A 24,098-nucleotide genomic window follows, 5' to 3' on the forward strand; every position below is an offset into this window, starting at 1 on the left:
TGCGCCGTCTATCCGGCGTGGACTTGCTGCTTTTTGCGCTCATGACTCAGGAAATATACGTCCTGTTTCTGTGCGGTATAGTTAGACCACCTCAAAAGTGAACAGAAGGGAGAAAAAGGATTTCCAGGGAATCTTTTGCTATCCTAACACAGGCTTGATAGCCTCACGGAACTGTCCAAAGTAGCCCCGGAAAAGAGAGGGGATTATCATGTTTAACGGGCTCATCATGGCCCCATAATCGACGAATCTTACTCCTCCCTTTTCCTTCTCAATTGCCTCCGTTACGGAGTCATGCGAACATAGGATAATGAAGAGTGATAAAAGCTAATTAGAAAATATACTACCGACACGAAGAACAAACTTAAGGAACCTAAATAGTCTTTACGCCTACTTTTATCCTTTGCTTTCTATAGATTCTATGTGCACATCAATCGCTATTATTCGATTGGCCCTACGCGCCTGAATTGCTGCCCTCAGTCTGGAGGCACGATTACTGGCGCTATATAACTCTGTACCGATCCCGAAGGCAATGCCGGCCTCCACCTGGGACTGCATCTCTCGCTGGTGTATTTCAACGCTGCCCGAGACTCGGGCTTCTTCTATGCTGTGGATTACGCGTGCTACCTTCTTGGCTGGGTGGGACTAGTCTGTACGCGGCAAAACCGCTGGGTACTGCAAGCAATGGAGTAGGGGACGGGGCCTACGGCTATCCCCACCGTAGGGGCACCCTAATCCTCCGGTTAACATCCGGTCAATTGGCTGCAAACCGCGTTTTCAGGCTGTGTTCAGCCGAACCAGTTACGCCCGGCGCGTTGACCGGAGCAAAAAAGGAGTATCCCCTGTGTGCATCCGGAGCGAAAAGGGAGTATCCCCTCGCTGGCTCCGGAGAAAAAAGGGAGTATCCCCGGCATTTCTAGGCCCTAAATCGTCTTTTTTTCGTTGCACATTCTTGCAAGATATTGACGTTTAGTTACTTATACGCGTAAATGCCGTAGTATAGTACCGACTCTTATAAAAGCGGGGCACCCGCCAACGGATCCGGCGGCAGCGCAGGGATGGTTTTCCCATGCAGCACGACTTGAAGTTGAGGCCGGGCTAAGGCTTGGGCGGCCGCTTCTGCGGCCTGAGCCAGCTCGCCTTTCGAGAGAAAGAACTGAATGAGCTGGAACTGCTCGCGAAAGTAGCGCTGCTGCTCTGCTAACCGCTGGCCCTGCAGAGCGGCTTGAAAATACTCGTCGAGCAATTCCTTGTGGACGGCCTCCCGCGGCAGATAGTGCGCCTGCACGGCCGCCGCTTCCGCCGCTAGCGGTTGGCGGCCCCGGGTCAGCACCAGCTGCCGGGCATACGTGTTCACTGGTACGCCCGCGCGGGCGGCTTCGGCTTGGAGCAAGGTGTAATCAGTCACCGACAACTTCAGGCCGATCTGGGGGAGATTTTCTTTACGAGGCATAAGGCAAAGATCCTCACTAGCGCGCCTGAACCAAATAGTTATTTCTGGGTCAAATCGTCCATGTTGATGTATGTGGCGTACGGTTCCAGGAAAACGGTACTGGTAAAAGTGCGCAGCTTCTCGTGCAGCACGTTGTTAACCTGATTGTAAAACATCTCGACAAAGAAGTCGCCTTGCAGGTGGTACAACACGACGGTATCCTGGCCTTCGTAGCGAGTAGCCAGATGGCGGCCTTCGTCCCACACCAGTTCGATTTGGGCGAGAAAGGGAAAGGCCTGAAAGACTGCCTGCGTGGTGGGCATAATTGAGAAGGGAGAGCGGAAAAGAACGCTCGCACGTACGAGCGCTACGCAGACGAGTTGGGGCTACGGTTGGCGCGAGGCCCAACCGGCGGCGCTTCGTTCGTGCGGGTGGTTGTGCTTAGGGGTAAAGAGAACCGCCAGGGATGCGCCAAGTTGCGCAGAAAACGCGCGGGCGGGTGTTATCCTCTCTCGCTTGCCTGCTGTATCATTACTTAAAGGAGCCTTCGTAAACTGCCAAAAAGCAGCAAAACGCGGGACAATGTGGCAAGCTTCCAGGGAAAAGTACTTAACCTCTTTTCTTGCGGCCCTTTTGGGCTCGTCAGTCTGATCCCAGCAGTCCCGCTGGTTGAGCAAGAATACGCCGTTTCAAGGGAGGTGACTGAATCGAGCAGAAGAACCAGGGCTTATAAGACCACCGCCAATAAGGAGCAATCTGTGTTGACTTTAATGCTTCTGGTTCTTGACTAGCCCATTTTTACTGACCTCCTGCCTTTGCTTGCCCCCTCTAACGCGCTGTTTTTCTTATACGATGCTCGTTGGCCTCGAAAACGTGTTCGACCCGCGCATGAGCAGAGTTGCTAGCGAAGTGGCTCATGCCGATTCGTTTCTCCTAACAGGACCGGTTCTTTGTGCTTGGTACGTTCGCCTCGTTTTCAGCATGGCATCACATTTTTATTCGGGTCTGCGCCGGAGGAGATACGCTCAATTACCGATCCAGCGTAAAAACACGGCTTGCACCACGCAAAGAGCCCTTTTAGCTAGTCAACAGCCGTGAATAGGCGACTAAAACGAACGTTTGCTCCGGAGAGTTAACCGGATGACGAGAGGGGATACTCCCTTTTTCAACCGGTCATCGCATGGGGATACCCCCTTTTTTGACTGGATGAACGGCGCGTGCGCTGTGGGTTGCGACTGGAAAAAGCAAAAAAGCCGTTTCCAGCGAATTGACCGGATGGCAACCGGTGAAATGGCGCAAGGCAAGGGTAGGGTACTGAGGGGAGAGGAACGCAGGAGTCGGCTTAGTAGCGGCTTCTTCCCTTCCCTCGCAGTGCAGCTGCAATAGCGCTAGCTTTGTAGGACTATGAAGCCGCCTCTCTTTCATCCGGGCCAGGAAGTGGTGTGCACCAACGATGACTTCACGCTGCTGCTGGTGCAGAACCCGAACATTCAGACGCCTAAGCGCGGGCCCATTTACACTGTGCGGGGCGTGTACGACACCCACCGCGGCTACGGCATTACGCTCGTTGAGATCAACAACGCGGACGTAGCGCCCGGCTTTCCGGAGGCCAACTTTCACGAGTCACGCTTTGCCCCCGTTCCCCCAATGGAGGAGATTGACATTGCCGAGGCCGTCGAGGAAAGGATGACCGTATAACCAGAAAGGCCTCCGAGGAATCCTCGGAGGCCTTTCTGGTTACCCAGCCTTAGTAAGCGGAAACATTTACTTCGTGAGCATGAGGCGCTGGGTGACGCTCTTGCCTTGGCCGAGGAAGCGGCAAGTGTAGAGGCCCGCGGGCAAGCTCGCGCCCTGTAGGGTGCGCTCATACCGCTGCCCGGCCTGCGCCACGCCATCATAAAGCGTGGCCACCAGGCGGCCGAGCGAATTGTAAACCAGCACTTGTGCTCGCCCGGCTTGCTGGGCTTCGAAAACCAGCGTCGCCTCGGTAGTCGCCGGGTTGGGGTATACCTGCAGCTTGCCGACCTCACCAGCTAGCGCCAAGCTGCCTGTGGTGTTGGGCCGGGCCGACGGCGTACAGGTAGCATCCGCTGTCACGAGCACCGTCACCGTCTTCGAAGAAGTATTGCCGGCGTTGTCGCGCACGGTCAGCGTGACGTCGTTCGGGCCCACGTTGGCACAGCTAAACGTGGTCTTGCTCAGCGTCAGCGAGGCAATGCGGCCGCACGCATCATAGCTGCCATAGTCGATGTCCGCGGCCTCAATGGTGCGCGTCCCGTTGATCAAGTTTACTTGCAGGCCCGCCGCTAGCACCACCGGAGCCGTGTTGTCGGTGATGAGCACGGTCACCGTCTGCGAGGCGGTGTTATTGGCATTATCCGTCACGGTCAGTGTTACCGGATTGGGACCGATATCAGCACAGGTAAACGTGCTCTTACTCAACGTCATGGACGTAATCGTGCCGCAGTTGTCGAAACTACCATAATCGATATCGCCAGCTTCAATCGTGCGCGTCCCGTTAACCAAGGCCGCTTGCAAGCCAGCGGCCAACACCGTGGGCGCCTCGGAATCGCTCACCGTCACGACCAAGGGGGCACTGACGGAGCCCGCGCAGTTGCTGGCCGTCACTTGAATGACCGTCGAGCCCACCGGGAAGGTGTAGGGTGACGTAATGGGCGTATCGCGAAGGGTATAAGTGAGGGTCGCTTGGTTGGTAGCCGAAGCGGCAAATGCCACGCGCGCACTACACTGACCTGGCGCCGCCGAAACCGCTTGATTCGGGGGCAACGTCAGCTCCGGCGCTTGGCAGAGGGTGGCGCGGAAGACCGCGCTGGTTTGATTCTCTTGCAGGAAAGCGGGCATGCCACTCACCCCGGCGATGGTGTAGATGGCATTGCCTATCGTGACGGCTTTGGTTTCCCCCAGCGTTATTGGCAAGCTCGTATCCTGGCGCCACGAGTTGGTCGTAGGCGAGTAGACGTACACCGTGTTGTAGAAGGGGGCCGTATTATTGAGGAAGCTCTGCTTGCCGCCTACCACGTACAGGTTGCCATCAGCCCCGAGGGTGCCTCCTGCTTGATTGAGCGCCACTGGGAGCGGCGCCGCCGTCGTCCACCGGTTGGTGGCCGGGTTGAACACTTCGTGGGTAGCTAGAGCAACTGTACCATTGGTGCCGCCGATGGTATGCATAAGCCCATTGCTGTCCTTGATCACCACTTGGCCATAGCGGCTCGTTGGCATGCCCCCGAGCACGTCCCAGGTGTTGGTAGCCGGCGAGTAAATCTGCGTGTAGCTGCCGAAAACGTAGATGCGGCCATCATTGCCCGTGGCAGCTTCGGCCAACCATTGCCCAATCGGCATCCGCTCCACTTCCCGCCACGAATCGGTGCTGGGTGTGTACTGGTAGGAATTGCTGATGACGGCGAAGCGAAGCCCGATGGCGCCGCCAAAACTATAGATACGACCGTCCGTTCCGGCCGCGGCCGCTTGGCCCCGCGTCACGCGGGGCAACGGCGCCCCCGTCCGCCACGTGTCGGTGGCGGCATCATAAATTTCCAGGCTACTGCGCTCAATCGGTACATCATCCCCGTTGGCTCCGCGGACGTAGCCGCCCCACACGTAAATGTTATTGGCGAGCGCGACGGCCGCATGCTGACTGCGATTCTGACGCAGCGAGGCTACCCCCGTCCACGAAGGAATTGTCACGGCTTGTGCGGCAGCGGTCGCCGCTCCTGGGACCACCTGGGCCACTGCGGCGCGGAGAAGGGGTGGGCTAGGCAACGGGGAAGTAGTTGGTGCGATGCGTTGGGCATGCCCACTAAAGCCGACCGTGAGCACTCCTGCTAGACACGCGAAGCGCCGTAGCCAAGGAGTGCGTAGAGTCTGTTTGGCCGAAGCCGAGGGTAGAAACTGTGTCATTATAATAGGAAGAATGGAATAAGAAAAGGCGAAAAAACAAAAGTAATTCTACTATAAGTGCTAAAGTAGGAGTAAATCTTTCTTTCGCCGCTCATTATTTCCAAGAGGGGCGTTCACCTCACTGTGCCCAGCAAGATATGACGACGATTATGCTATTTTAATTAGTTTTAACAACCGTTTAGCACACGTCAAATACTGCATTTTTGCGATAAAAAAGGCCACTTTGCTCTCTGCATCGCTTTTCTGTTTGTACAAGAGCCTATTTATTGTGCAACCATATAACTAACTTTATTAGTATACTTGCTGCCTTCGCTCTTTTCTCGTGCCGCATGACGACCATTGAATTAATCAACGTAGGAACGCCTACCACCACGCTCTACCTACCCCTGTTTGCCTCCCTGGTCCCGTGTGGCTTCCCCTCCCCGGCCTCCGATGACTTGGAAGAGTTGTTCGATTTGAACCGCTTGCTGTTTCGCCATCCCGAAGCCACGTACCTGATCCGCGTCGCCGGCGAGAGCATGAAAAACGCGGAAATCCACCCGGGCGATCTGCTGGCCGTGGATAAGCGGCTCGAAGCCGACCACAACCACATTGTGGTGGCGGTGCTCGAGGGGGAGTGTACCGTCAAGCGCTTGGTGTGCCGCGAGGGGAGCTGGTGGCTGCAAGCGGAAAACCCGGACTATGCTGATTACGAAATCACCGACCCCGAAAATCTGCGCATCTGGGGCGTGGTCACCCACGTCGTGCACGAGTTGATTCCCGGCAAACTCACAGCCCTGCTCCGCAGCCGGGACTAGCGCTGCCAAGCAGTTCGCTGGCGGACCAGCACTACGCCACCAGCCCGTAGCGATCCGCTACTTACCCCTTACCGCCTATGTACGGCCTCGTCGACGGCAACAACTTCTACGTTTCCTGTGAGCGGGTCTTCCAGCCCCGCCTCGACGCGCGTCCCGTGGTCGTGCTCTCCAACAACGACGGCAACGTCGTCAGCCGCTCCGCCGAAGCCAAGCAACTCGGCATCCCCATGGGGGCCCCCTTCTTCCAGGTGCGCGACCTACTGCGCCAACACCAGGGCCACGCGCTCAGCTCCAACTATGCCCTCTATGGCGACATGAGCCGCCGGGTCATGGCCCGCCTAGCCGACCACGTCCCCGCGGTCGAAGTATATTCCATCGACGAAGCCTTTCTCGACCTGCACGGGCTGACCAGCTTCTGCGGCACGCTCGACGCCCGCGCCCAGCGCATCAGAGCGGATGTGCTCCGCTGCACGGGCATTCCGACCTGCCTGGGGATGGCCCCCACCAAGACCCTGGCCAAAGTGGCCAACCGCCTGGCCAAAAAGTACCCCGAGCTGCACGGCGTGCTGCGCCTCGACACCGACTCGCGGCGGGAACGGGCCCTGCGCGCCTTGCCGGTAGCCGACGTCTGGGGCGTGGGCCGCCAGTACGCCGGCAAGTTGCAGGCGCAGGGCCTGCGCACGGCTTGGGACCTAAGCCAGGTATCTGAAGCCTGGGCGCGCAAGCACCTGGGCGGGGTCGTGGGCTGGCGCCTGGTGCAGGAACTGCGCGGCCAGCCCTGCCACGATCTGCAACCCAGCGAAGACGGCACCCTATCCCGGCAGAGCATCAGCTGCTCCCGCAGCTTCGGCCAGCGCCTGACCGGCCTGGAGGACCTGTGGGGCGCGGTCAGCACCTACCTGAGCCGGGCCGCCGAAAAGCTGCGTGCCCAGGGTGATCAGGCCCACCTGCTGACCATTTTTCTCAGCCAGGACCGCTACGATACGCGCGTGCCGCCACCCTACACCCGCTCCACCACGCTCACGCTGCCCAGCGGCCCCACGGCCAATACGCTCCGCCTGTTGGCCTATGGCCGTCGCCTGCTCGAACGCCTCTACGAGCCCGGCCGCCGCTACGTGAAAGCCGGCGTGGTGCTCGACGGCCTGGAACCACCCGGCCGCGGCCAGCAGCTCGACCTGTTTGCACCCGCTACGGCGACCACTGCTCCGGTATCCGACGCGCGCGCTCAGCAGCTGATGCAGCGTCTGGATGCGCTCAACCACCGCTTCGGCCGGGGCACCGTGCGCCCGGCAGCTACGGTCCCAGCCGCGGGCCAGCCGGCGCCTTGGCTCGGCAAGTCCGAGCACCGTACGCCGGCCTACACGACCCGGTTGGACGAGCTGCTGACCGTCCGGTAACGCCCCCAACGGGTTTTACCGCCTGTACTAGTTCATGGGCCGGCGGCGTACGAAGTAGACCGGGCAGCAGAGTCGTATATTTCGAGGGCCTACCCCTATGTACTACAACCCAGCCGGTCGCCTGCGACCTTCTGTTTCAAGCCCGCTAGCCGCGTCTGTTCGCCCCTATTCAATGAAGTGTATTGCCTCCCGCTACGTAGTGGCGTTGCTGCTCCTAGCTGCGCCTGCTTTTGCGCAACGTCCCGCCACCGAAGTCCTCACCTCGCGCGTCCTGCCCGCCACCGTCACGACGGTAGCCGGTATGGCCAAGCAGGAAGGGAGTACCGATGGGGCAGGAGCCGCGGCGCGTTTCAACCGCCCGATGGGTATTGCCCTGGCCCCCGATGGCACCGTCTACGTGGCCGATGCCAACAACCACACCATTCGTCGCATAACCCCCACCGGGGTCGTGAGCACCTTCGCCGGGCAGGCCGGGGTCAAAGGTAGCCTCGATGGGACCGGAGCCGCCGCCCGCTTCAACACCCCGGCCGGTCTTGCGCTGGATGCGCAAGGCACCTTGTACGTCACCGATGGCCGAAACCAGACGATTCGCCAGGTGACGCCGGCCGGCGTGGTTACGACGCTAGCTGGCCAGGTCGGCCAGAAAGGCAGTGCCGACGGGCCAGGAGCAGCCGCCCAGTTCAACTTCCCGCACGGCATTGCTGTGGCGGCCAGCGGCCTGCTCTACGTGACCGATACCGAAAACCATGTCGTTCGTACTGTCTCCGCAACGGGCGAAGTCAACACGCTGGCTGGCGTGGTCGGCAAAAAAGGCGCGGTGGATGGCGCGGGACCGACGGTTCGCTTTTTCCATCCTTCCGGCATCGCTCTTGACGCCCGCGGCACGCTCTACGTAGTTGACAACGGCAGCCACACCATTCGCACGATTCACCCCACCGGCGAGGTGCGTACCCTAGCGGGTCTGGCCAGCAAGCACGGCGCCACTGATGGGCAGGGGCCTGTTGCGCGCTTCGATAATCCCAACAGCATTGCAATCGATGCGCAAGGTGTGCTCTACCTAGCTGATTATATCAACTCCACCGTGCGCCGCATCACCCCCACCGGCGAGGTGACCACGTTGGCCGGCCATACGCGCAGTTGGGGCCACCAGGATGGGCCCGCCCGGGAGGCGCGGTTTGAATTTCCCTTTGGCGTGGCCGTCAGCGCCGATGGATCGATTGTGTACGTAGCGGACACGCAAAACCAGCTGATTCGGCGTATTCAATAAGCTCTGTACTAGGCGTCAGGCACCTGCCTTTTTCCCTCTCCATTGCACAGGCGTAGCTAGCCACATCCTACCCTGCCACTACACTTACGCAACCTGGCTGAATCGTATTATCGATGGTAGGATAGGCCGTTTGCTACGCGGCACTTAGTGGAGCGGGTTGAACGGAAAGACGGAGACAATAGCTCTTAGACTACCCAAGCCCTTGCGCTCTATATGTCGCCCACCTCTGCTTAATAAGGCAGCAGTTCTTGTGAGGCGTACAACTCCACGGCGCTACCGCTGGTGAGCATCCGGTACTGCGGTTGCTGCACGCACTCTTGCTCCAGCCACAATTCACACTGGAAGGTGGGCAGTTCGTAGAGTTCGACGCTATAGTTCTCGTACCAGCGCTGGGCTTGGTAGTGGCCGTGGGCACGCACATACTCGTCCTGCTGGTCGAAGGCCAGGGACTGAAATTCTTGCTGGGAAAGCATAAGGCAATAGGCGGCGGAGAGCTGGCAGGCCGCAACGCAGGCAGAGCGACGCGTTACGACCTACCCGCAAAGCAGGAAACAGAGGGAACAGGGCACGCTTGTTTTCCAGCCGGTAGGGTAGCGACGAGGCACACCGGCCGGGCCGCTAAGAGCGAAATCAAAAATAGCAAATTGAATTGCACTATTTGTGTTCATTATCCTTTTTTCTATAAACACAACCTCTTTTTACCGCCCGGCGTTGGTCTGGGGTCGAGCAGCATCATGGAACGATAACCGGATTAAATAGCAATCCGGTGGGCAATGCGGTATCTTGCCTGCCCTTCATCGATGCTGCTTCTCTATGACTTTTTCTACTCTCTCTCAACGTTTTGCCCTTTGCGCAGCCCTCTTGCTGGGTGGGCGGGCAGTGCAGGCACAAACGCCGATCCTGCTCGATGACTTCAACCGCCCTGATAGCCCCACGGTGGGCAACGGCTGGGTGGAAACGGAGACGACGGTGTCTACCGGGGCCACCATTGCTACCGGCCGGCTGCGGCTGAGCAGCGGGGTGCAGGGCAAGGACTTCGTTACCCGCGACGTATCGGCCCGCTACAGCCCCATGCTGCGCGCCAATACCGGGCTGCTGACCTGGGCCTGGAACATGCAGCAGTCGCGGCCCAACCCCTCGGGCTTTCTGAGCAACAACTACGGTATCGCCTTCGTGCTGGCCGCCAGTTCCGCCGACCTGCTCACGGGCAACGGCTATGCCGTGGTCTACGGCAACACCGGCGCTACTGATAGCCTGCGCCTGGTGCGCTACACCGGGGGCCTGGTGGCCAACGCCAACCTGCGGACACTGGTCTCGGTGGCCGTCGCCCCCAACGCCACTACGGGCCCCGCCTCGACGGTGCGCGTGACATATACGGCCGAGGAGAATACCTGGACGCTGGAGCAGACGGCCAACACGGCCAGCTTCGATGACCCGGCCACCAGCGTCTTTGTGCGGGTGGGCTCGCGCACCGACTCCACCTACACCGGCACGAGTTTGCCCTACCTGGGCTGCTTCTGGAACCACGCCACTACGGCCACCGAAACCGCCATCTTCGATAATATCTACGCCACTGCCCCCTGCACGCAGGACCCCGAACCGACGCAGGGCCCCACGGCCGGCACGGTGGTCAACCTGACCAGCACCGAGGCCACCCTGAGCTGGGGGGCCGGCAACGGTACCGGCCGACTGGTAGTAGTCCGCGCTCCGGGCGCGAGTACGGCCGCGCCGGTGGACGGGGCGACCTATCCGGGCAGCGGCGTGTTCGGCAGCGGCGCCGCACTGGGCACGGGGGCCTACGTGCTGCTAAGTGATGCGGCCACCAGCGGCGCGGTGCAGAACCTGCAACCGAGTACGACCTACACCTACCAGATCTACGAGTACAACGGCGCGGGCTGCACCACCAACTATTTGCAAAGCGCCCCGGCGACGGGCACTTTTACTACGTTGCCGTGCCAGCTAGCGACCGCCCCAACCACTCCGGCCACGTCGGCGACGGCCACTCTCTCGGGCACGCGAGGTGCAGTCGTGTCGTGGACGCCGGGTAACGGCAGTGGTAGGCTCGTGGTGGTGCGCGCTGGGCAGGCCCCGACGACCGTGCCCGTAAGCGGCATGTTCTATTCGGCCAATGCGGCCTACGGCACGGGCACGGCCCTAGCCCCAGGCGAGTTCGTGGTGTATGCGGGCTCGGGCAACTCCGTGACGCTCTCTAACTTGCCGACCGGGCAGACGCTCTACGTAGCGGTGTACGACTACAACGGCACGGGCTGCTCGATCGCGTATCGCACTGCCACGCCCGCTACTACCCAGCTCGTGGTCCCCGTACCCCCCGTGGGTACGCTCAACTACTACTACGGCAACCTGCACGCCCACTCGGCTTACTCGGACGGCAACCAGGATGCAGGCACGTCGGGGGCCACCACGCCCTTGCAGGACTTCACCTTCGCTGATGCCAGTCTGCACTCGGATTTCCTGGGCATCTCGGACCACAACCACAGCCAGGCCGGTATGCAGCGGCCCAACTACGCGCTGGGCATCCAGCAGGCCCAGCAGGCGACCAACGCGCAGTTCGTGGCCCTGTATGGCATGGAGTGGGGCGTCATCTCCGGCGGTGGGCACGTACTGGTCTACGGCGTGAATCAGCTGCTGGGCTGGGAGCCGGGCAACTACGACGTGCTGGTGCCGCGCTCCGACTACCGGGCCTTGTTCCGGCAGATCAACCAGCGGCCGGGCGCCTTTGCCTCGCTGGCTCACCCGCAGAGCGGTGACTACAACAACCTGGATGGGGGCCCTTTCCAGCCCTGGGCCGACTCGGCCGTGGTGGGCACGCCGCTGCGCTCGGGACCCGCTACCTCCACGAACATTACGTACAGCAACCCCTCCACCGGCAGCTACGAGAGCACGTACACCACGTTGCTGGCCAAAGGCTACCACGTCGGCGTGAGCCTGGACCACGACAACCACAACACGACGTTCAACCGCACCACGGCGGGCCGGTTGGTGATTGTAGCACCGAATCTGACCCCCACGGACTTGCTCGGGGCCATGCGCCAGCGCAGTTTCTATGCCTCCGACGACTGGAACGCGGAAGTCACCTTCACGCTGAACGGGCAGCCGATGGGCAGCCTCTTCACGGGCGCATCCACCCCGGCCATTGCGCTGTCGGTGAACGATATTGACGGCGAGGCTATTCGCTCGATCACCTTGCTTAAGGGCACGCCGGGTAGTGGGGTAGCAGCGCAGACGGTGGCCTCGGTAACCGGTCCGGGGGCGCTCAGCTACACGGATGCGGCGCTGGCCAACGGCAGCACGGCCTACTACTATGCCGTCATCATCGAGCAGGACGGCGACCGCATCGTGACCTCGCCTATCTGGTACACCCGCAACACGGCCTTGTCCACGCCAGCCGCGCAGCCCATGCTGGCACTGGACCTGTTCCCCAACCCCACCACCGAATCGGCGACGCTCTCTTATTACCTGCCGACTTCGGCTGCTGTGACGGTGCAGGTGCTGGATGTGCTGGGTCGGCCAGTAGTGACGTTGTCTTCCACGCAGGGGGCAGGCCCACAAGCCGTGCGCATTCCCACTAGTGCGTTGCCAACGGGGGTGTATACCGTGCGCGTGCTGCAGCACCAACAGGTGGCCACCCGCAAACTGCTGGTGGTACACTAAGGACTGCTATTCGTCTCCAGTGGTTCTTGTCGGGCTGGTACCTGCCCTCTCTCAACTCCTATGAAAGGACTATTCTATCTGACCGTGCTGGCCGGCATAGGCTTTGCGGGCCCTCGACTCGTGGGGCCCTCCCCCGCAGCAACAACTGCTGCCGAGCTGAGTAGCATCACCTTACTCACGCTCAACCAGCCCCCGTGCGTGACGCTCACGCCCCAGTCGGTGCTGCGAGCCAAAGTGGCCTACCGCCTGGCGGACGGGGAGCAGTCGGCGTATGGGTTCGCGGTGTCCATCAAGTTTCAAAGCACGGATCCACGCCGCACCTTCTCGAATGGCCGAGAAGGCATCGCCACCGTCACGCAGCGCGCCGACACGCTCACCATCACGTATCCGATGGCCGCCCTTCGGCAGAATGCCCAGTTGCAGCGCCCGGTTACCTGTTACTTCTACCTGCACCGCTACACGGACGCCGGCCGCAGCCTTGTCATTGCCAAAACGCCTCCTATTACTTTTCAGGAGTACCAGTAACAAGGTTGAGCAGTGGCAAACTTCAGCGTAGTCGATAAGGACTTCTCCGACTCCAAAAGAGAGTACACGCGCAGGAACCACCCGATATAGTGTGGCCACTGGCGGATTGCTAGCCCTGCAAACTGATCTGGCTGTAGTCGATCGCCTGCAACAAAGCTATCCGCTGCTCAATCGCCTGTTTTAGATTCTCCACTGCTAGTTGTGGGGTGGCACCTAGGCCATACGCAAGCTGGGTGCCTAGTGCTTCCGGATCGATGAGCGTTGCCTCACAGGAGTCTGCCTTGCCCTTGTCGTCGTCGTATAGCTGGATCATGAGGCAAAGTGTAAAACTGCGTTTACAGGCATAAGCAGTTTTTACTCCACTATCAGCCGACCTGTATACTGCTGACCCTGTGCATCTGTGGCCCGTACCGCATACAAGCCGCGTATCAGTCCCTGTAGCGAGGCAGTGGCACCAGCCGTTACCACTGTGGTGTGAGCGATACGGCCTACCGCGTCGAGCAACTGTACTCGACTACCTACGGGTACGTTAGGCAGGTGTACGGTCGTAGTGGCCGGGTTGGGATACAGACCTACTGAGATAGCTTGACGGGCTTGTGTGGCGAGCGTACCATTACCGAGGCGGGCTAGAAATCGCTCAGAGATCAGGGGGCTTGTGAGCGTGAGGGAACCGAAAGAGCAAGGACTGTCAAAAGTGCCTAGGGCATACACGTTGCCTACGGCATCAAGCCCGAGGCTGAAGCCGGAATCTGTACCAGGGCCACCCGCCGTTTGCCCCCAGCGCAATTGCCCCTGCGGCGTGTAGGTCGCCACCACCGCGTCGTAGCCGCCGGCACTAGTCAATGTTATGGGGCCAAGCTGAGCCGTATTGTTAAAGCCACCAATCACGTAGGGATTACCGGCGACATCAACCTTCACGGCCGCATGCCGATCTGAACCAAGCCCGCCGCTAGGCTGAGTCCACTCCACTACCCCTTGGGCCGAGCACTTCACCAGAAAGCCGTCGCTGCTGCCGTAACCAGGTAGCGTAGTCGTTCCAAAGGTAGCGGGGCCGACAAATTCGCCAGCCACGTAGAGGTTGCCCGCCGCGTCAACGGCCCCGTTCCCTAGCCAGTCGGTAGACGTGCCACCAAATTGCCGAGCCCACATAAAAGTGCCCTGTGCGTTATACTTAGCGGCTACTACGTCGGTCTGGCCCCGCGTGGTGAGGATCGTACTGCCGAAGACGATGGACTGGAAAATGGTGTTGAACAAATACACCTCGCCCGTGGCAGCCACCGCCAGTTTAGGATCAGTATACGTGATGGTGTTAGTAGTAGAAGAGTAGGTGAAAGCCGGTAGCAGTGACTGCAATACCCCTGTACTGCTCGAAAAGCGGGCTAAAAAGGCGCCGGTTCCACTGCCGGGATTGGTTCCTGTAAGGGCAATGGTAGTCGAACCAATGGTAAGGGTACGACCCAGAAGTCCTGTCACATACACGTTCCCATTGGCATCGGTCCCGATACTATTGCCTTCACTAGAAGCCGTAGTAATGAGGGCCCCCTGTTGCACCCATTCCGGTGTGCCTTGGGGCGAATAGCGGATGACGAAGACCTTGCGCGGCCCAGCGCCTCCAGTGAGAAATAAGTTGTTCCCCAGCGTAAGAGAGTTTGAAAAAGCTCCCGTGATATAGACGTTGCCAGTAGCATCAACGGCTACACCATTTACGGCTTCATACTCTGCTGCGCCTAGCTGACGTACCCAGGCTAAAATACCCGTTGGGGTAAATTTGGCGACGTAGCCATCTCTATCCCCTTGGCTCGTAAGCGTCGTACCACCGACAGTAGTCGTACCAAAGAAGGTACCCACCTCGTAGAAGTTGCCCGCCGCGTCAACGGCTGTTTCCGGACTATACTCAGAGCCCGTGCCTATCGCCCGAGCACTTTGCCAAGTAGGTGCAGATTGGGCTAGTGTGCCAAAGTGTAGGAACAGCATACCTACTAGGCAAGTAGCCAAATGGGAAAGCGAGCGGCGGCTAAGAAAGAACATGTAGTAAGAATAGCTCGATGGAAGATGAGTTTATAGCAGACGACTCTTGAAAGCGGGAAGCGCTAGCAAGGTAATGCAGGTATGCCTAAAAGCAGTTCATGTACTCGCGCAATCCGGAACCCCGCGCTTGGCTTGTTGAAGCACCTTGCTCGTATAGGTGCAGCGGCACATAGCAGAGCAGTCTTCGCTACTGTGGTAGACCTCCGTGCGGCCGTTAGTGCAGATGTAGACTTTCGGGCCAGCGGATTACTTAGCGGCAGCCGGAGGTGGTCTCGCTAGAATGGACAAAACCAGGACGTTGGCTGCTAGTAAATAGCAGGTGCCAATTGGGTAGAAAATAGCGAGCGAATTGTCAGTGCCTTGGACGACTTACAATAGGACGTTTACAAAATGTCCAAGCCAGGGCACTTAGCTAGACGGCCTCTCAGGAGCCGCTGTTGAACATAATGTTTGTGGCTGTTGCAAAAGTCTAGCAGTCAGCTATAGGCGCTATTGAGGCAGGCAATTTCCGCGTACAACTAGCCAACCACTAGCTGTTTCTGAGACCCTGCTGAGCGGGCATTGACTTTTGCAACAGCCACGTTTGTTATAAACCCGCTCTTGGAATCAGTGCGAGTTTTGGCCTTTCTACGAGGCGCCACTCGTGTAGCATTTTAGACAGAACAGCAGACTAATTTGCTGACGCTCGATATTGCGGCTATGATAGGCATTCGTGTAGTTTCCATATTGGCATTAGCAAACGCTTTGCTTTTCTGGCTATCTAGCTGTAGCACATCTAGTAGCGTAACGCAGCGCACTCATACTCCAGTAACGACAGGGCTACCAGACTCGGTAGTTTATCGTCCGTATCGGTTACTACTAGACCAACTAGCTACCGCAGATTGGCAGGATAGAAAGGCCCTATTCAACGTATTTCAGCTACACGGCTTTAAATCTGCTGCTGCTGACAGTGCGAATCGGTGGTTGATGCGTCAAGACTCTAGCCGACTGCAAGCATTTCAGGCCGCTGAGCGTCGCTATGGGTGGCCACGGGCTACTACAGCCGGTAAAGAAGCGGTTGGACAAGCGTATCTCTTAATTCAGCATGCGCCGGTGGCTGTGCACGCTAGTTATCAAGATACTCTTCGTGCAACCTATATGCGTGGCGAATTATCTGGCTTCAATTATGCGACCTATCTAGACCGTTTATTACACAACCAGGACAAACCACAACGCTATGGCACCCAACGAGGTAGACGGGTGCTAGAAAACGGTCAGACAGAAGATTACCTATTTCCAGTAGAGGATTTGGCTGAGTTAGACCACCGGCGGGCAACGATGCAGTTAGAGCCTATCCTGCCTCGTCTACAGCCTGGCACGCTGATTCTAAAATCATCAGGAAAGTAGTTTTTACGTTCTGTAATTGACCGTGGCTGTTGCAGAACTCAGTAGGCTCGTGTTACGGAAGGCTCCTACGAGCCAAACCGAGCTAGAAAGGTTCGCACACGTGCCGTTTACCTCTGTTTTATCTGCTACCCCATCCTGTTAACGAGCTGGCTAGTGGGTTCTGCAACAGCCACGGTCGTTTAAAAATGTACAAGCGCAGTATGCCTCGCTAAAGCTGCTCTCCATCGCTTCTATTCCTAATGAGGCGCCCGTGCTTTTTACCAGTTGGTAACTCCAGCCTGTACCCCAGGCATGACCTTTGAGGCGATCCGCTTGCCTGGCCCCACGCCAGGCGATACCCGCTTGCGCTCATGACCGACTCGCTCCTCGACCACTTTCTGCTGCAATTCCACCATTTCAGCCACCAGCAACTCGCCCTTATCCGCCAACAGGCCCTGGCGCGCACTTACCAGCCGGGCGACTATTTCTCCCAGGCCGGGCGCGTGGCGCAGGAAATCGGCTTCGTCGTGGCCGGCGTGTTCCGCGTGTGCTACTTCGACCGGGAGGGCACCGAACACACCAAGTACTTTGTGGAAGAAAACCACTTCGTGGTGGATTTGCAAAGCTACCGGTTTCAGCAGCCCTGCACCGAGTACGTGCAGGCCGTGACGCCGGTGCAGGTGCTCGTGTTCAAGGCCCACGCCTGGCAGGAGCTGAGCCGCATCATTCTCGTCTGGCCGCAAGTCGAGCAGCAGCTCTTCACGCAGGCCCTGCTGGAGAAAATGAACCGGCGCAGCGCGCTGGTCAGCCCCAACGGAGCCGCCCGCTACGCGCAGTTCCTGACCACGTTCCCGGGCCTGGCCAACCGGATTCCGCTCGCCTACCTGGCATCCTACATCGGCGTCACCCCGCAGTCGCTGAGTCGGATCCGCCGCCGGCTGGATAGCCAAGCCAGTTTGCCAGATGCCATTAGCTGAACGCCTTTCCCTAGTTCGCTAGTAACCAGACCCGGGTAAGCCAGGGGCTACCCGCACCCGGCGCGACCGGCGTCGTTGCGTACCCCGGCGGCTCGGGCAACAACGGGTTGCGGCGGACCTGACGGTCACAGAAACCGCTTGTCGGTGTTGAACAGCGGCCGCCAGCCGGGCTTCCCGGTTGCTACCCGCCTGCCGGCTTCGAATACCCCCGCCCGCCGCCGCTTTTTACCCAAAGGTAAGTCGGCCGTTCGGCCACCGCCGGACCTTTGCCCCGTACTTACACTCCCGTAACGCATGAAACATGTGCTCATTACCGGTGCCAATAAAAGCATCGGCCTGGAAACCGCCCGCCAATTGGCCGGGCAAGGCTATTTTGTGTACCTCGGCTGCCGGGACTTAGCCAAAGGCCAGCAGGCCGTGGCCCACTTGGCCGAAGCCGGCCTCCCACACGTCGAAGCCATTCAACTCGATGTGTGCGACCAAGCCTCCATCCAGGCGGCCAAGCAGACCATTCAAGAGAAGACGCCGGTGCTGGACGTGTTGATCAACAACGCCGGCATTCTGGGTCAGACGCCCCAAAACGCCTTGACGACTGGCACAACCCAGCTACGCGAGGTCTTCGACACCAACTTCTTTGGCCCCATCGACGTGACGCAGGCCTTTCTGGACTTGCTTGAGCAGGCACAAGTTCCCGTCATTGTCAACATCACCTCGGGCCTGGCCTCGCTCACGTTGCAAAGCGACCCGACGTGGGTGCATGCAGCCTATAAACTAGCGGCGTACGGTCCCTCCAAAACGGCGCTCAATGCCTACACCGTCTTCCTGGCGCATGAATTGCAGGCGAAAGGCTTTAAGGTGAATGCCGTCGACCCCGGCCAGACAGCCACCGACTTCACCGGGCACCAAGGCGGGGCGGTCACGGATGCAGCCCGGTTTGTCGCCCAGTATGCTGCCCTCGGGGCCGATGGCCCCACCGGGAAGTATTTTAGCCGCGATGCGCCGGTCGGCGAAACCGAAAGCCCGTGGTAGCCACCGCGGAAGAGCGGCGTAAATAGAGGGAAAGGGCAACTCGCATGGAGGTGCCCTTTCCGCGTTATACCCAAGATGGTAGCAGGGGAAAGCCCTAAAAAGTGGGCGTTGGCAACTCCCCCCGATTAAGAATTGACCACCCCTTGTAACCACAGCCAACTTCGCCCCCTATTCAGGCTTCAGCTTGTATGATGGTTTTTACATACTGTAGTTCACCGTTCAAGTAATGATACGGACCTATAGCTTTCTGAGAATACTCGTTCTTAGAGCATTACAGATTCATTTGTCACGCCTTGTCATGAACAACGTTAGTCTAGGGGCTGTTGCGACTATACAAAAAGGCGCTTTGCCAAAAGCGCCTTTTTGATTGCTGATTGAAACCTACGCCCGGTATACTAATTCGACTAGCTAAGGCAACCAGTGGCTTACCGGCGGCCGAAATTATAGCGCAGCCCCAAGGCGCCCGCCGGGGTTACGTCCCGTAAGGCCCGTAGGCTGGTGCTCACCGTCCCGTCGGCCACCGCCTCGAGGTGCGTGCTGAGCCGGTAGCGTACACTCACGCCCCCCGTGAGTAAGAGGTCCGTAGTGCGCGATTGCTGCTCGTAGCCACTAAAGCCCCCGGGAGCGTTGCTATCGGGGTAGGAACCCGTGCCGTCAAAGGAATAATGGTGCACTGTAAAGCCGCCGAGCCCGTCGACTTGCAACCGATGGGCCGGCGTGCGGGTGAGCGTGTAGCGACCCAGCGCCGAGAGGGAGGTAGACCGGTTGGCGTACTTCCGGGAGTAGGGAAGAAGTGTACCATTAGCTTGCGGCACGAAGCCCGCAGTAGACCCTTTGGTGATCGCAGACACCCCGCTTACCTGCAGGGCTAGGCGGGGGCGCAATTGATAGCCGAGGGTGAGTTGCAGGGGATGGGTAGAGGGGAGTCCGTCGCGGCTCCCCCAATGCTCGTGTTTGCTGGTATAGGCCCCCACTCCCACGTAAAAGCGGTAGGCTGGTGGCCCATCAGCAGAGGCCGCCGCAGATTGTGCGTAGCTGAGTAAGGGCGTGCTCATCAACAGGGTACAGAAGGCAACGTGACGGAGTAGCATAACAACGAGAAAGAAGATGGTGGGGTGACTTTAAAGTAAGAACTCGGATATGGGGAAGAAACAAAAAAGCGCTGCCTCGTTGCATAGTAGGCAGAATATTAAGTAGAGAGCAGCAGATAGAACAGGTCCTTTAAGTAAAAAAATACTAGATGAAGCACTGATAAATTAGAATCGCTACTTATTACTTTTCCAAGATCGGCGCTATAACTAACATTCTGTTAAGCAACTTTTCCGCGAAAGAAGGCCGTCCAACCAGCCGCCTATTTCGCGTTTCTGTCTAACTAGTGTGGTATCGGCATTTGCAAGCCCTCACTGCTAGTTACGCTTACCCGCGCGGCCTATTCCGCCTGTTCTTTGCAGGAGCTCTTCCTGTAAACCGTTCCTTTGGGAAACCATTATCCAACATGCTGCTAAACCTGCCAGGGCTGACGCAAATCATCGATTCCGCTGATTACGCCGCATACGTGTTCAATATTCACGAAATTAATTTCACCGCGCCGGTCCCAACCTTGCGGTTGTCCTTAGTCGACATTGAGGGCTCCGGAAGGCAGGTCGATTTCTCATTGGCCATTTCCGACTTAACCTCTTTTGCCCTTAGGGAGTACTTCTGGCTTGCCGCCCACGACCTAACCGACTCACACCCCTTGCTGCTGCCGTACCAAGAGCCCCACAGCAGCCTGTACATCAAGGGCCATACGGAACACCTGAAAGAGCTCTCGTTTGACTTGCTCCAGATTTACTTGGCCACCTACGGCAAGTGGCAGCCTTTTCCTTCAGAACTCTTTGCGCAGCTACAACTGGGGCATGCACTGCTTGCTAATGGACCCGAACCACTCATCCAACGGTACGCCGCCAAAGTGGGTGAATACGGCATTCACACGTCCATCATTCCCAGTTACACGCCTGCCCCGTCGAATTTAAAGGTCTTGACACTGGACGACAATTATTTCGTTGGTAGTCGTTTCGAGTTCACGGTGCGGCACGAATCTGAGTAGCCTCACGCTCAGTAATACGACTGAATAGTCCATATCATGCTTAGAGGTCTGTATTCATTTTGCTTAGTAGCCGTTTAGCATTCGTAACAACCCCGGCGCAGCTGCTGCCCCCTGCTGCTCTAGTTTCAGCAAGGCCGCGTACCACCGGATAGGCTGGCAAGGGCTACACTGGCTAACTATAGGGGTATCGGCATTTGTAAGCCCCGGTCAATAGTGCGCCTTGCAAGCGCCGCCAGTTGCTCAGGGAAAGGGACGTTTTTTTAAGGGCACTTGACTAGTACTGTATCCATTACGGCATACGTCTCATCCATATAAGTACCACGCACAGTTAGGCTTGCTTCGGGGCAGCGGCCCTTTATTGTTACCCGAAAAGTCCGCTGAGGTGCTTCTTCCCCAGAATACCAAAGGTTGTAACCCTCTTCTTCGCCAATCAGCCCCATCAGCTGCGAATTTTCCAGCAAACTGTCTTTGACGTCGAATAGGAAACGGGGCGTGCGGGCAAAAACGAAATACACCGCGCAACCCAACGCAAAAACAAAGCAGAAGCCTACGAAGAAGTATGAGACGCGGTTGAGGCGCGTCGAAAACGCTCTAAAAGAATTCATGCTGACATACGTCGAATTATGTTTGCCAAGGTAGGCAGCCAGAAGGTGTTCGGATTAGAGTGGTGGCTGTTGCAGAAGTCTGTGGGTCCTGTCTTGAATGCGTTGACTGTGATCTTTCGTCAAGCGAAACGCTGTTTCAATTGCTTGTTAGGGTGGCCTCTCCCGATAAACGCATGATTGGAGCATTCACCGGGAGTTCTGCAACAGCCACCACCGTTTGGAAAATGTTACGGGGCTAAAGTGAAGCGCTTCTATAAGTTAGTGAAGGAACTCAACCCACAACTAGGACCCACTGCGCAGCGCTAGTTGGCCCAGCAGTACGTACGCTGGCATAGCCGTAACGGCGTGGGTAATCATGGAAGATCATACCTGTTTTGAAGTGTCGTTCCTTGGTTTTCGATAGTATAGGCAGGGTCAATAGAGTACTTTTTTAAACATGTAGCGCATTACCCGGCCCTTTCGAATGAGGAAGAGGGTATCTGAAAAGGAACGTTTTCGCAGGCTGTCACCAACAGCTGCCACGGCTATAAATCCACGGTCGCCTCGGTCGACTGGAAAGAAATGGTAACGGTGGAGGTTCGTTAAGGTCACGCGCACCGCAAAGCCTCTATTTGTGATGTCGAGGGATTGAATTTCTCCAGCCACCTCTGTACGGAAAATTGACTCGAAGGAGGCTTGATTGCTTTGGATGGCATAATAAGAACCACCAAGCCATAGTAATACTATAAAACTCAGTACCCACCAGTACTTTTTGAAAAAGACCATTATCGATGATTCAGTATAGAAAACAAAAGACACTCCTTTTGAACCTACACTCACGGTAAAGTTCCACAATTGCAGGATAGAAGCAGTCGGGCGAAAATCACCACTGTTCCGGGGTGACGGGTACAATTGATATCATGCCAATCAATTTCTTTAAGGTTGAGGCGAGACTTTTTAGTAGCGTCGGGTACAGAAAAGTCTCGTTCATGCTTTCGGGAAGCAAGAAAGTTTAAGGGTTGTGCCGCTTATCAAACCGCTTTCGGTGTTGCTCAAGCAGTGCTGCAAGCTGCGAGTAGCTAATCGCCAATTCTCGAATATTTAACTGACGCACTGCTCCAGCCACGGTATAGTATAGAAGTATATCGGTGCCCCGGCCACGCCGCACCTTTCGTACTTCCTCATCCTGAATATTCTCCCAGGTATCGAGTGCCCCCGAAGCGAGGCGGATACCTTCGTCGCTAATAGTTACTTGAGGCCGGTTGTGAAAAAGAAGCCAAAGTTGGCGGCAGACGACAAAGACACACCCGATGCCCATCAAGAACATAAATGGTGCTCCAATCCCCCAGGGTTTGACGGTCCATAAGTGATGAATGATCACAACTTCTAATAGCAGGCAAATGAGCAGGTACCCTAGTAAATTGAGCGTGGAATACCGGACGACCGTCTCCAGAGCAAAAGCCTCTTTTTTCATAGATACACAGTCGGATAGAGCATCCTCAGAATCCCGGTATCACGTCGTATGCCGGGTGGTAAATTGGTGCCAATACAGTGATACTAGCAAGCTTATCATGTGTCTGAGAAGTCCTTTTTATGTAAAGTAACGCCTCTAAACGTGGCACCAGCTTCTATGCTACCTCAACAAAGCACCACGAAACGAGAGAAACGATTCGTGGCGTTCGCCATACCGTTGTTTTTCTTGGGAGGATTCTCCTTAATCTTCTTATACATCAAGTTCGTTAGTGAGCCTAAAGTTGATGCCTACCAACAAGCCACTATTCGTGGCCGGGTTCAACAAATTATCAGCTTTGGTAGAGGCATTCCCACAGTGCGCTTTCATCAACAAGCACAACCGGTGACACTGCATGGCCCCTCGGCCTTTGGTCGCTATGTGACAATAGGTGATTCTATCGTCAAACTAGCAGGGACGCAGGATATCTCCGTCTACCGAAAAAGAGAGCAACAGCTGGAGGTGACTACGTGGCGTTATGCCGAGGTGAATGGGTACAAGCAAGTGCAAACCGAGAGGCAACACATCCAATTGAAATGAGAGGCAAGACGAATAACTTCCAAAAGGGACTCGGTTTACACTCACTTTAGCCTGTCCAAAAAAGGATGGCCACAACAGCCTGAAAAAACGTCATTTCCAGCACTCTGTAGGGGTAGTGATGGTCGTCCATTGTTCGAGCCTTTTTTGGAGGGCATTTAGCCGCCTTAAGGCTTTGGAGCAAGCACTTCAGCAAATCGGATAAGGTGGTGTTCTAACCAATAGGTTGATGTTACTTTCTTAATGACAGGAATCTAAAGCTGACGAAGCATAAGGATCCACAAATGGCTGGCATGGTACAATACGCCGTCCGGGTAGAGAACGGGATGTTATGAGAAGAACTACTGACGAGGAGATTCAGGAAGAGCGTGGCGCCTGTTACGACAATCAGTAGGAGCCGCAAGGCGTAAATTAGGATAGCTCTCATTCAGCACTTTTTTAAGCTCACCAACGCTTTATACAGAAGCAATTGCTTCTCGGACACGACAAGCTATGCTTGAAAGCAGTCGAGTTGATAAGAGTAGGCAGCGAACTCAAAGCGTAGATCAATCCAAGGGGCTAAAAGCAAGGCTTCTCGCTGTTGAATATCATAGGGATTATAGAGCAGTTCGTCGGTCGGTGGAGGTGTAAAAATGCTTCTCAACGTGTCCAGCGGTATATGATCTACCACAAGCTCCCCTGCCAGGGCTTCGGTATCAAGCCGAAACCAACTTACCATGCGTTGTATCTTCATTGTGAACAGTCCGATTTCGAGGCCTTTCCTTTGTTGCCAACGCAAATACACCAGTATATTTTGACTTGACACCTAAAATAGACAAAAGATAGAGGCAGGTTCATTTGCCCGCGAACAGGCTTCCTAGGAAAAGTTGCTTAACATAAGATTTGTGGCTGTTGCAAAAGTCGATGCCCATTCAGGTCGGCCCCAGCGAAAGCTATTAGTTAACTGTTCAGTGGCCAGAAAGGGGCTGCTTACGTAG

The 24,098-nt window shown here is 57.1% G+C and carries 22 protein-coding genes; 11 read left to right on the top strand and 11 right to left on the bottom strand.

The genetic code is table 11. From position 1 onward, the window contains the following. Positions 1-1,009: 1,009 nt before the first annotated feature. Both G536_RS0124780 and G536_RS0124785 read right to left on the bottom strand, forming a co-directional pair. Positions 1,010-1,450, bottom strand: a complete 441-nt coding sequence (locus tag G536_RS0124780; RefSeq protein WP_022826306.1) for a hypothetical protein — start codon at positions 1,448-1,450, stop codon at positions 1,010-1,012. A 38-nt stretch (positions 1,451-1,488) separates the two neighbouring features. Next, positions 1,489-1,752, bottom strand: coding sequence for a hypothetical protein (locus G536_RS0124785; protein WP_022826307.1), 264 nt, complete (start codon positions 1,750-1,752; stop codon positions 1,489-1,491). 1,081 nt (positions 1,753-2,833) lie between these two features. On the opposite strand from G536_RS0124785, the gene G536_RS0124800 reads away from it, so the two are divergent. Next, positions 2,834-3,127: a hypothetical protein gene (locus G536_RS0124800; RefSeq protein ID WP_022826310.1), complete on the top strand. Its 294-nt coding sequence runs from the start codon at positions 2,834-2,836 to the stop codon at positions 3,125-3,127. A 66-nt stretch (positions 3,128-3,193) separates the two neighbouring features. On the opposite strand, the gene G536_RS0124805 is transcribed toward G536_RS0124800, so the two are convergent. Next, entirely contained in the window at positions 3,194-5,134 is a 1,941-nt protein-coding gene (locus G536_RS0124805) for a T9SS type A sorting domain-containing protein (protein WP_022826311.1), read from the bottom strand. A 479-nt stretch (positions 5,135-5,613) separates the two neighbouring features. On the opposite strand from G536_RS0124805, the gene G536_RS0124810 reads away from it, so the two are divergent. The 3 genes from G536_RS0124810 to G536_RS0124820 all read left to right on the top strand — a co-directional run bounded on the left by G536_RS0124810 (position 5,614) and on the right by G536_RS0124820 (position 8,808). Continuing rightward, complete coding sequence (locus G536_RS0124810) at positions 5,614-6,144, top strand: LexA family protein (RefSeq protein ID WP_245575888.1); 531 nt, start codon at positions 5,614-5,616, stop codon at positions 6,142-6,144. Between the two features lie 77 nt (positions 6,145-6,221). Then, positions 6,222-7,541, top strand: coding sequence for a Y-family DNA polymerase (locus G536_RS0124815; protein WP_022826313.1), 1,320 nt, complete (start codon positions 6,222-6,224; stop codon positions 7,539-7,541). Positions 7,542-7,713: 172 nt separating this feature from the next. Further along, complete coding sequence (locus tag G536_RS0124820; protein WP_022826314.1) at positions 7,714-8,808, top strand: NHL repeat-containing protein; 1,095 nt, start codon at positions 7,714-7,716, stop codon at positions 8,806-8,808. Between the two features lie 230 nt (positions 8,809-9,038). On the opposite strand, the gene G536_RS0124825 is transcribed toward G536_RS0124820, so the two are convergent. After that, positions 9,039-9,281 (bottom strand): hypothetical protein, encoded by a 243-nt coding sequence (locus G536_RS0124825; protein WP_022826315.1) that lies wholly within the window; start codon positions 9,279-9,281, stop codon positions 9,039-9,041. Positions 9,282-9,621: 340 nt separating this feature from the next. Between G536_RS0124825 and G536_RS0124830 the strand changes: the two genes are divergently transcribed. After that, on the top strand, positions 9,622-12,480 hold the full coding sequence (locus tag G536_RS0124830) for a T9SS type A sorting domain-containing protein (protein ID WP_084708879.1): 2,859 nt from the start codon (positions 9,622-9,624) through the stop codon (positions 12,478-12,480). Between the two features lie 60 nt (positions 12,481-12,540). Continuing rightward, a complete protein-coding gene (locus G536_RS0124835) occupies positions 12,541-13,005 on the top strand; it encodes a hypothetical protein (RefSeq protein WP_022826317.1) in 465 nt (154 codons plus the stop codon). 109 nt (positions 13,006-13,114) lie between these two features. Here the strand turns inward: G536_RS0124835 and G536_RS0124840 are convergent, their stop codons facing one another. Then, on the bottom strand, positions 13,115-13,318 hold the full coding sequence (locus G536_RS0124840; protein WP_022826318.1) for a hypothetical protein: 204 nt from the start codon (positions 13,316-13,318) through the stop codon (positions 13,115-13,117). A gap of 41 nt (positions 13,319-13,359) precedes the next feature. Further along, on the bottom strand, positions 13,360-14,979 hold the full coding sequence (locus G536_RS0124845; protein WP_169515165.1) for an SBBP repeat-containing protein: 1,620 nt from the start codon (positions 14,977-14,979) through the stop codon (positions 13,360-13,362). Positions 14,980-15,708: 729 nt separating this feature from the next. Here G536_RS0124845 and G536_RS32565 point away from each other — a divergent pair. The 3 genes from G536_RS32565 (at position 15,709) to G536_RS29825 (ending at position 18,404) form a co-directional block, all read left to right on the top strand. After that, positions 15,709-16,419, top strand: coding sequence for a DUF6624 domain-containing protein (locus G536_RS32565; protein ID WP_169515166.1), 711 nt, complete (start codon positions 15,709-15,711; stop codon positions 16,417-16,419). Between the two features lie 350 nt (positions 16,420-16,769). Further along, on the top strand, positions 16,770-17,375 hold the full coding sequence (locus tag G536_RS29820; RefSeq protein ID WP_022826321.1) for a Crp/Fnr family transcriptional regulator: 606 nt from the start codon (positions 16,770-16,772) through the stop codon (positions 17,373-17,375). A 294-nt stretch (positions 17,376-17,669) separates the two neighbouring features. Continuing rightward, entirely contained in the window at positions 17,670-18,404 is a 735-nt protein-coding gene (locus G536_RS29825) for an SDR family NAD(P)-dependent oxidoreductase (protein WP_022826323.1), read from the top strand. Between the two features lie 425 nt (positions 18,405-18,829). Here G536_RS29825 and G536_RS0124870 read toward each other — a convergent pair whose 3' ends face one another. Further along, positions 18,830-19,459, bottom strand: coding sequence for a hypothetical protein (locus G536_RS0124870; RefSeq protein WP_022826324.1), 630 nt, complete (start codon positions 19,457-19,459; stop codon positions 18,830-18,832). A 440-nt stretch (positions 19,460-19,899) separates the two neighbouring features. Between G536_RS0124870 and G536_RS0124875 the strand changes: the two genes are divergently transcribed. Continuing rightward, positions 19,900-20,490, top strand: coding sequence for a hypothetical protein (locus G536_RS0124875; protein ID WP_022826325.1), 591 nt, complete (start codon positions 19,900-19,902; stop codon positions 20,488-20,490). Positions 20,491-20,750: 260 nt separating this feature from the next. On the opposite strand, the gene G536_RS0124880 is transcribed toward G536_RS0124875, so the two are convergent. The 3 genes from G536_RS0124880 to G536_RS0124890 form a co-directional block, all read right to left on the bottom strand. After that, positions 20,751-21,095: a hypothetical protein gene (locus G536_RS0124880; RefSeq protein WP_022826326.1), complete on the bottom strand. Its 345-nt coding sequence runs from the start codon at positions 21,093-21,095 to the stop codon at positions 20,751-20,753. A gap of 414 nt (positions 21,096-21,509) precedes the next feature. Continuing rightward, on the bottom strand, positions 21,510-21,929 hold the full coding sequence (locus G536_RS0124885) for a hypothetical protein (RefSeq protein ID WP_157530941.1): 420 nt from the start codon (positions 21,927-21,929) through the stop codon (positions 21,510-21,512). A 157-nt stretch (positions 21,930-22,086) separates the two neighbouring features. Beyond that, entirely contained in the window at positions 22,087-22,548 is a 462-nt protein-coding gene (locus tag G536_RS0124890; RefSeq protein ID WP_022826328.1) for a hypothetical protein, read from the bottom strand. A gap of 156 nt (positions 22,549-22,704) precedes the next feature. Between G536_RS0124890 and G536_RS0124895 the strand changes: the two genes are divergently transcribed. Then, positions 22,705-23,124, top strand: a complete 420-nt coding sequence (locus tag G536_RS0124895) for a hypothetical protein (RefSeq protein ID WP_022826329.1) — start codon at positions 22,705-22,707, stop codon at positions 23,122-23,124. A gap of 487 nt (positions 23,125-23,611) precedes the next feature. On the opposite strand, the gene G536_RS0124900 is transcribed toward G536_RS0124895, so the two are convergent. Continuing rightward, positions 23,612-23,899: a DUF7683 domain-containing protein gene (locus G536_RS0124900; RefSeq protein WP_022826330.1), complete on the bottom strand. Its 288-nt coding sequence runs from the start codon at positions 23,897-23,899 to the stop codon at positions 23,612-23,614. Positions 23,900-24,098 lie beyond the last annotated feature (199 nt).

The sequence above is a fragment of the Hymenobacter norwichensis DSM 15439 genome (assembly GCF_000420705.1).
In the GTDB taxonomy this organism is placed as follows: Bacteria; Bacteroidota; Bacteroidia; order Cytophagales; family Hymenobacteraceae; genus Hymenobacter; species Hymenobacter norwichensis.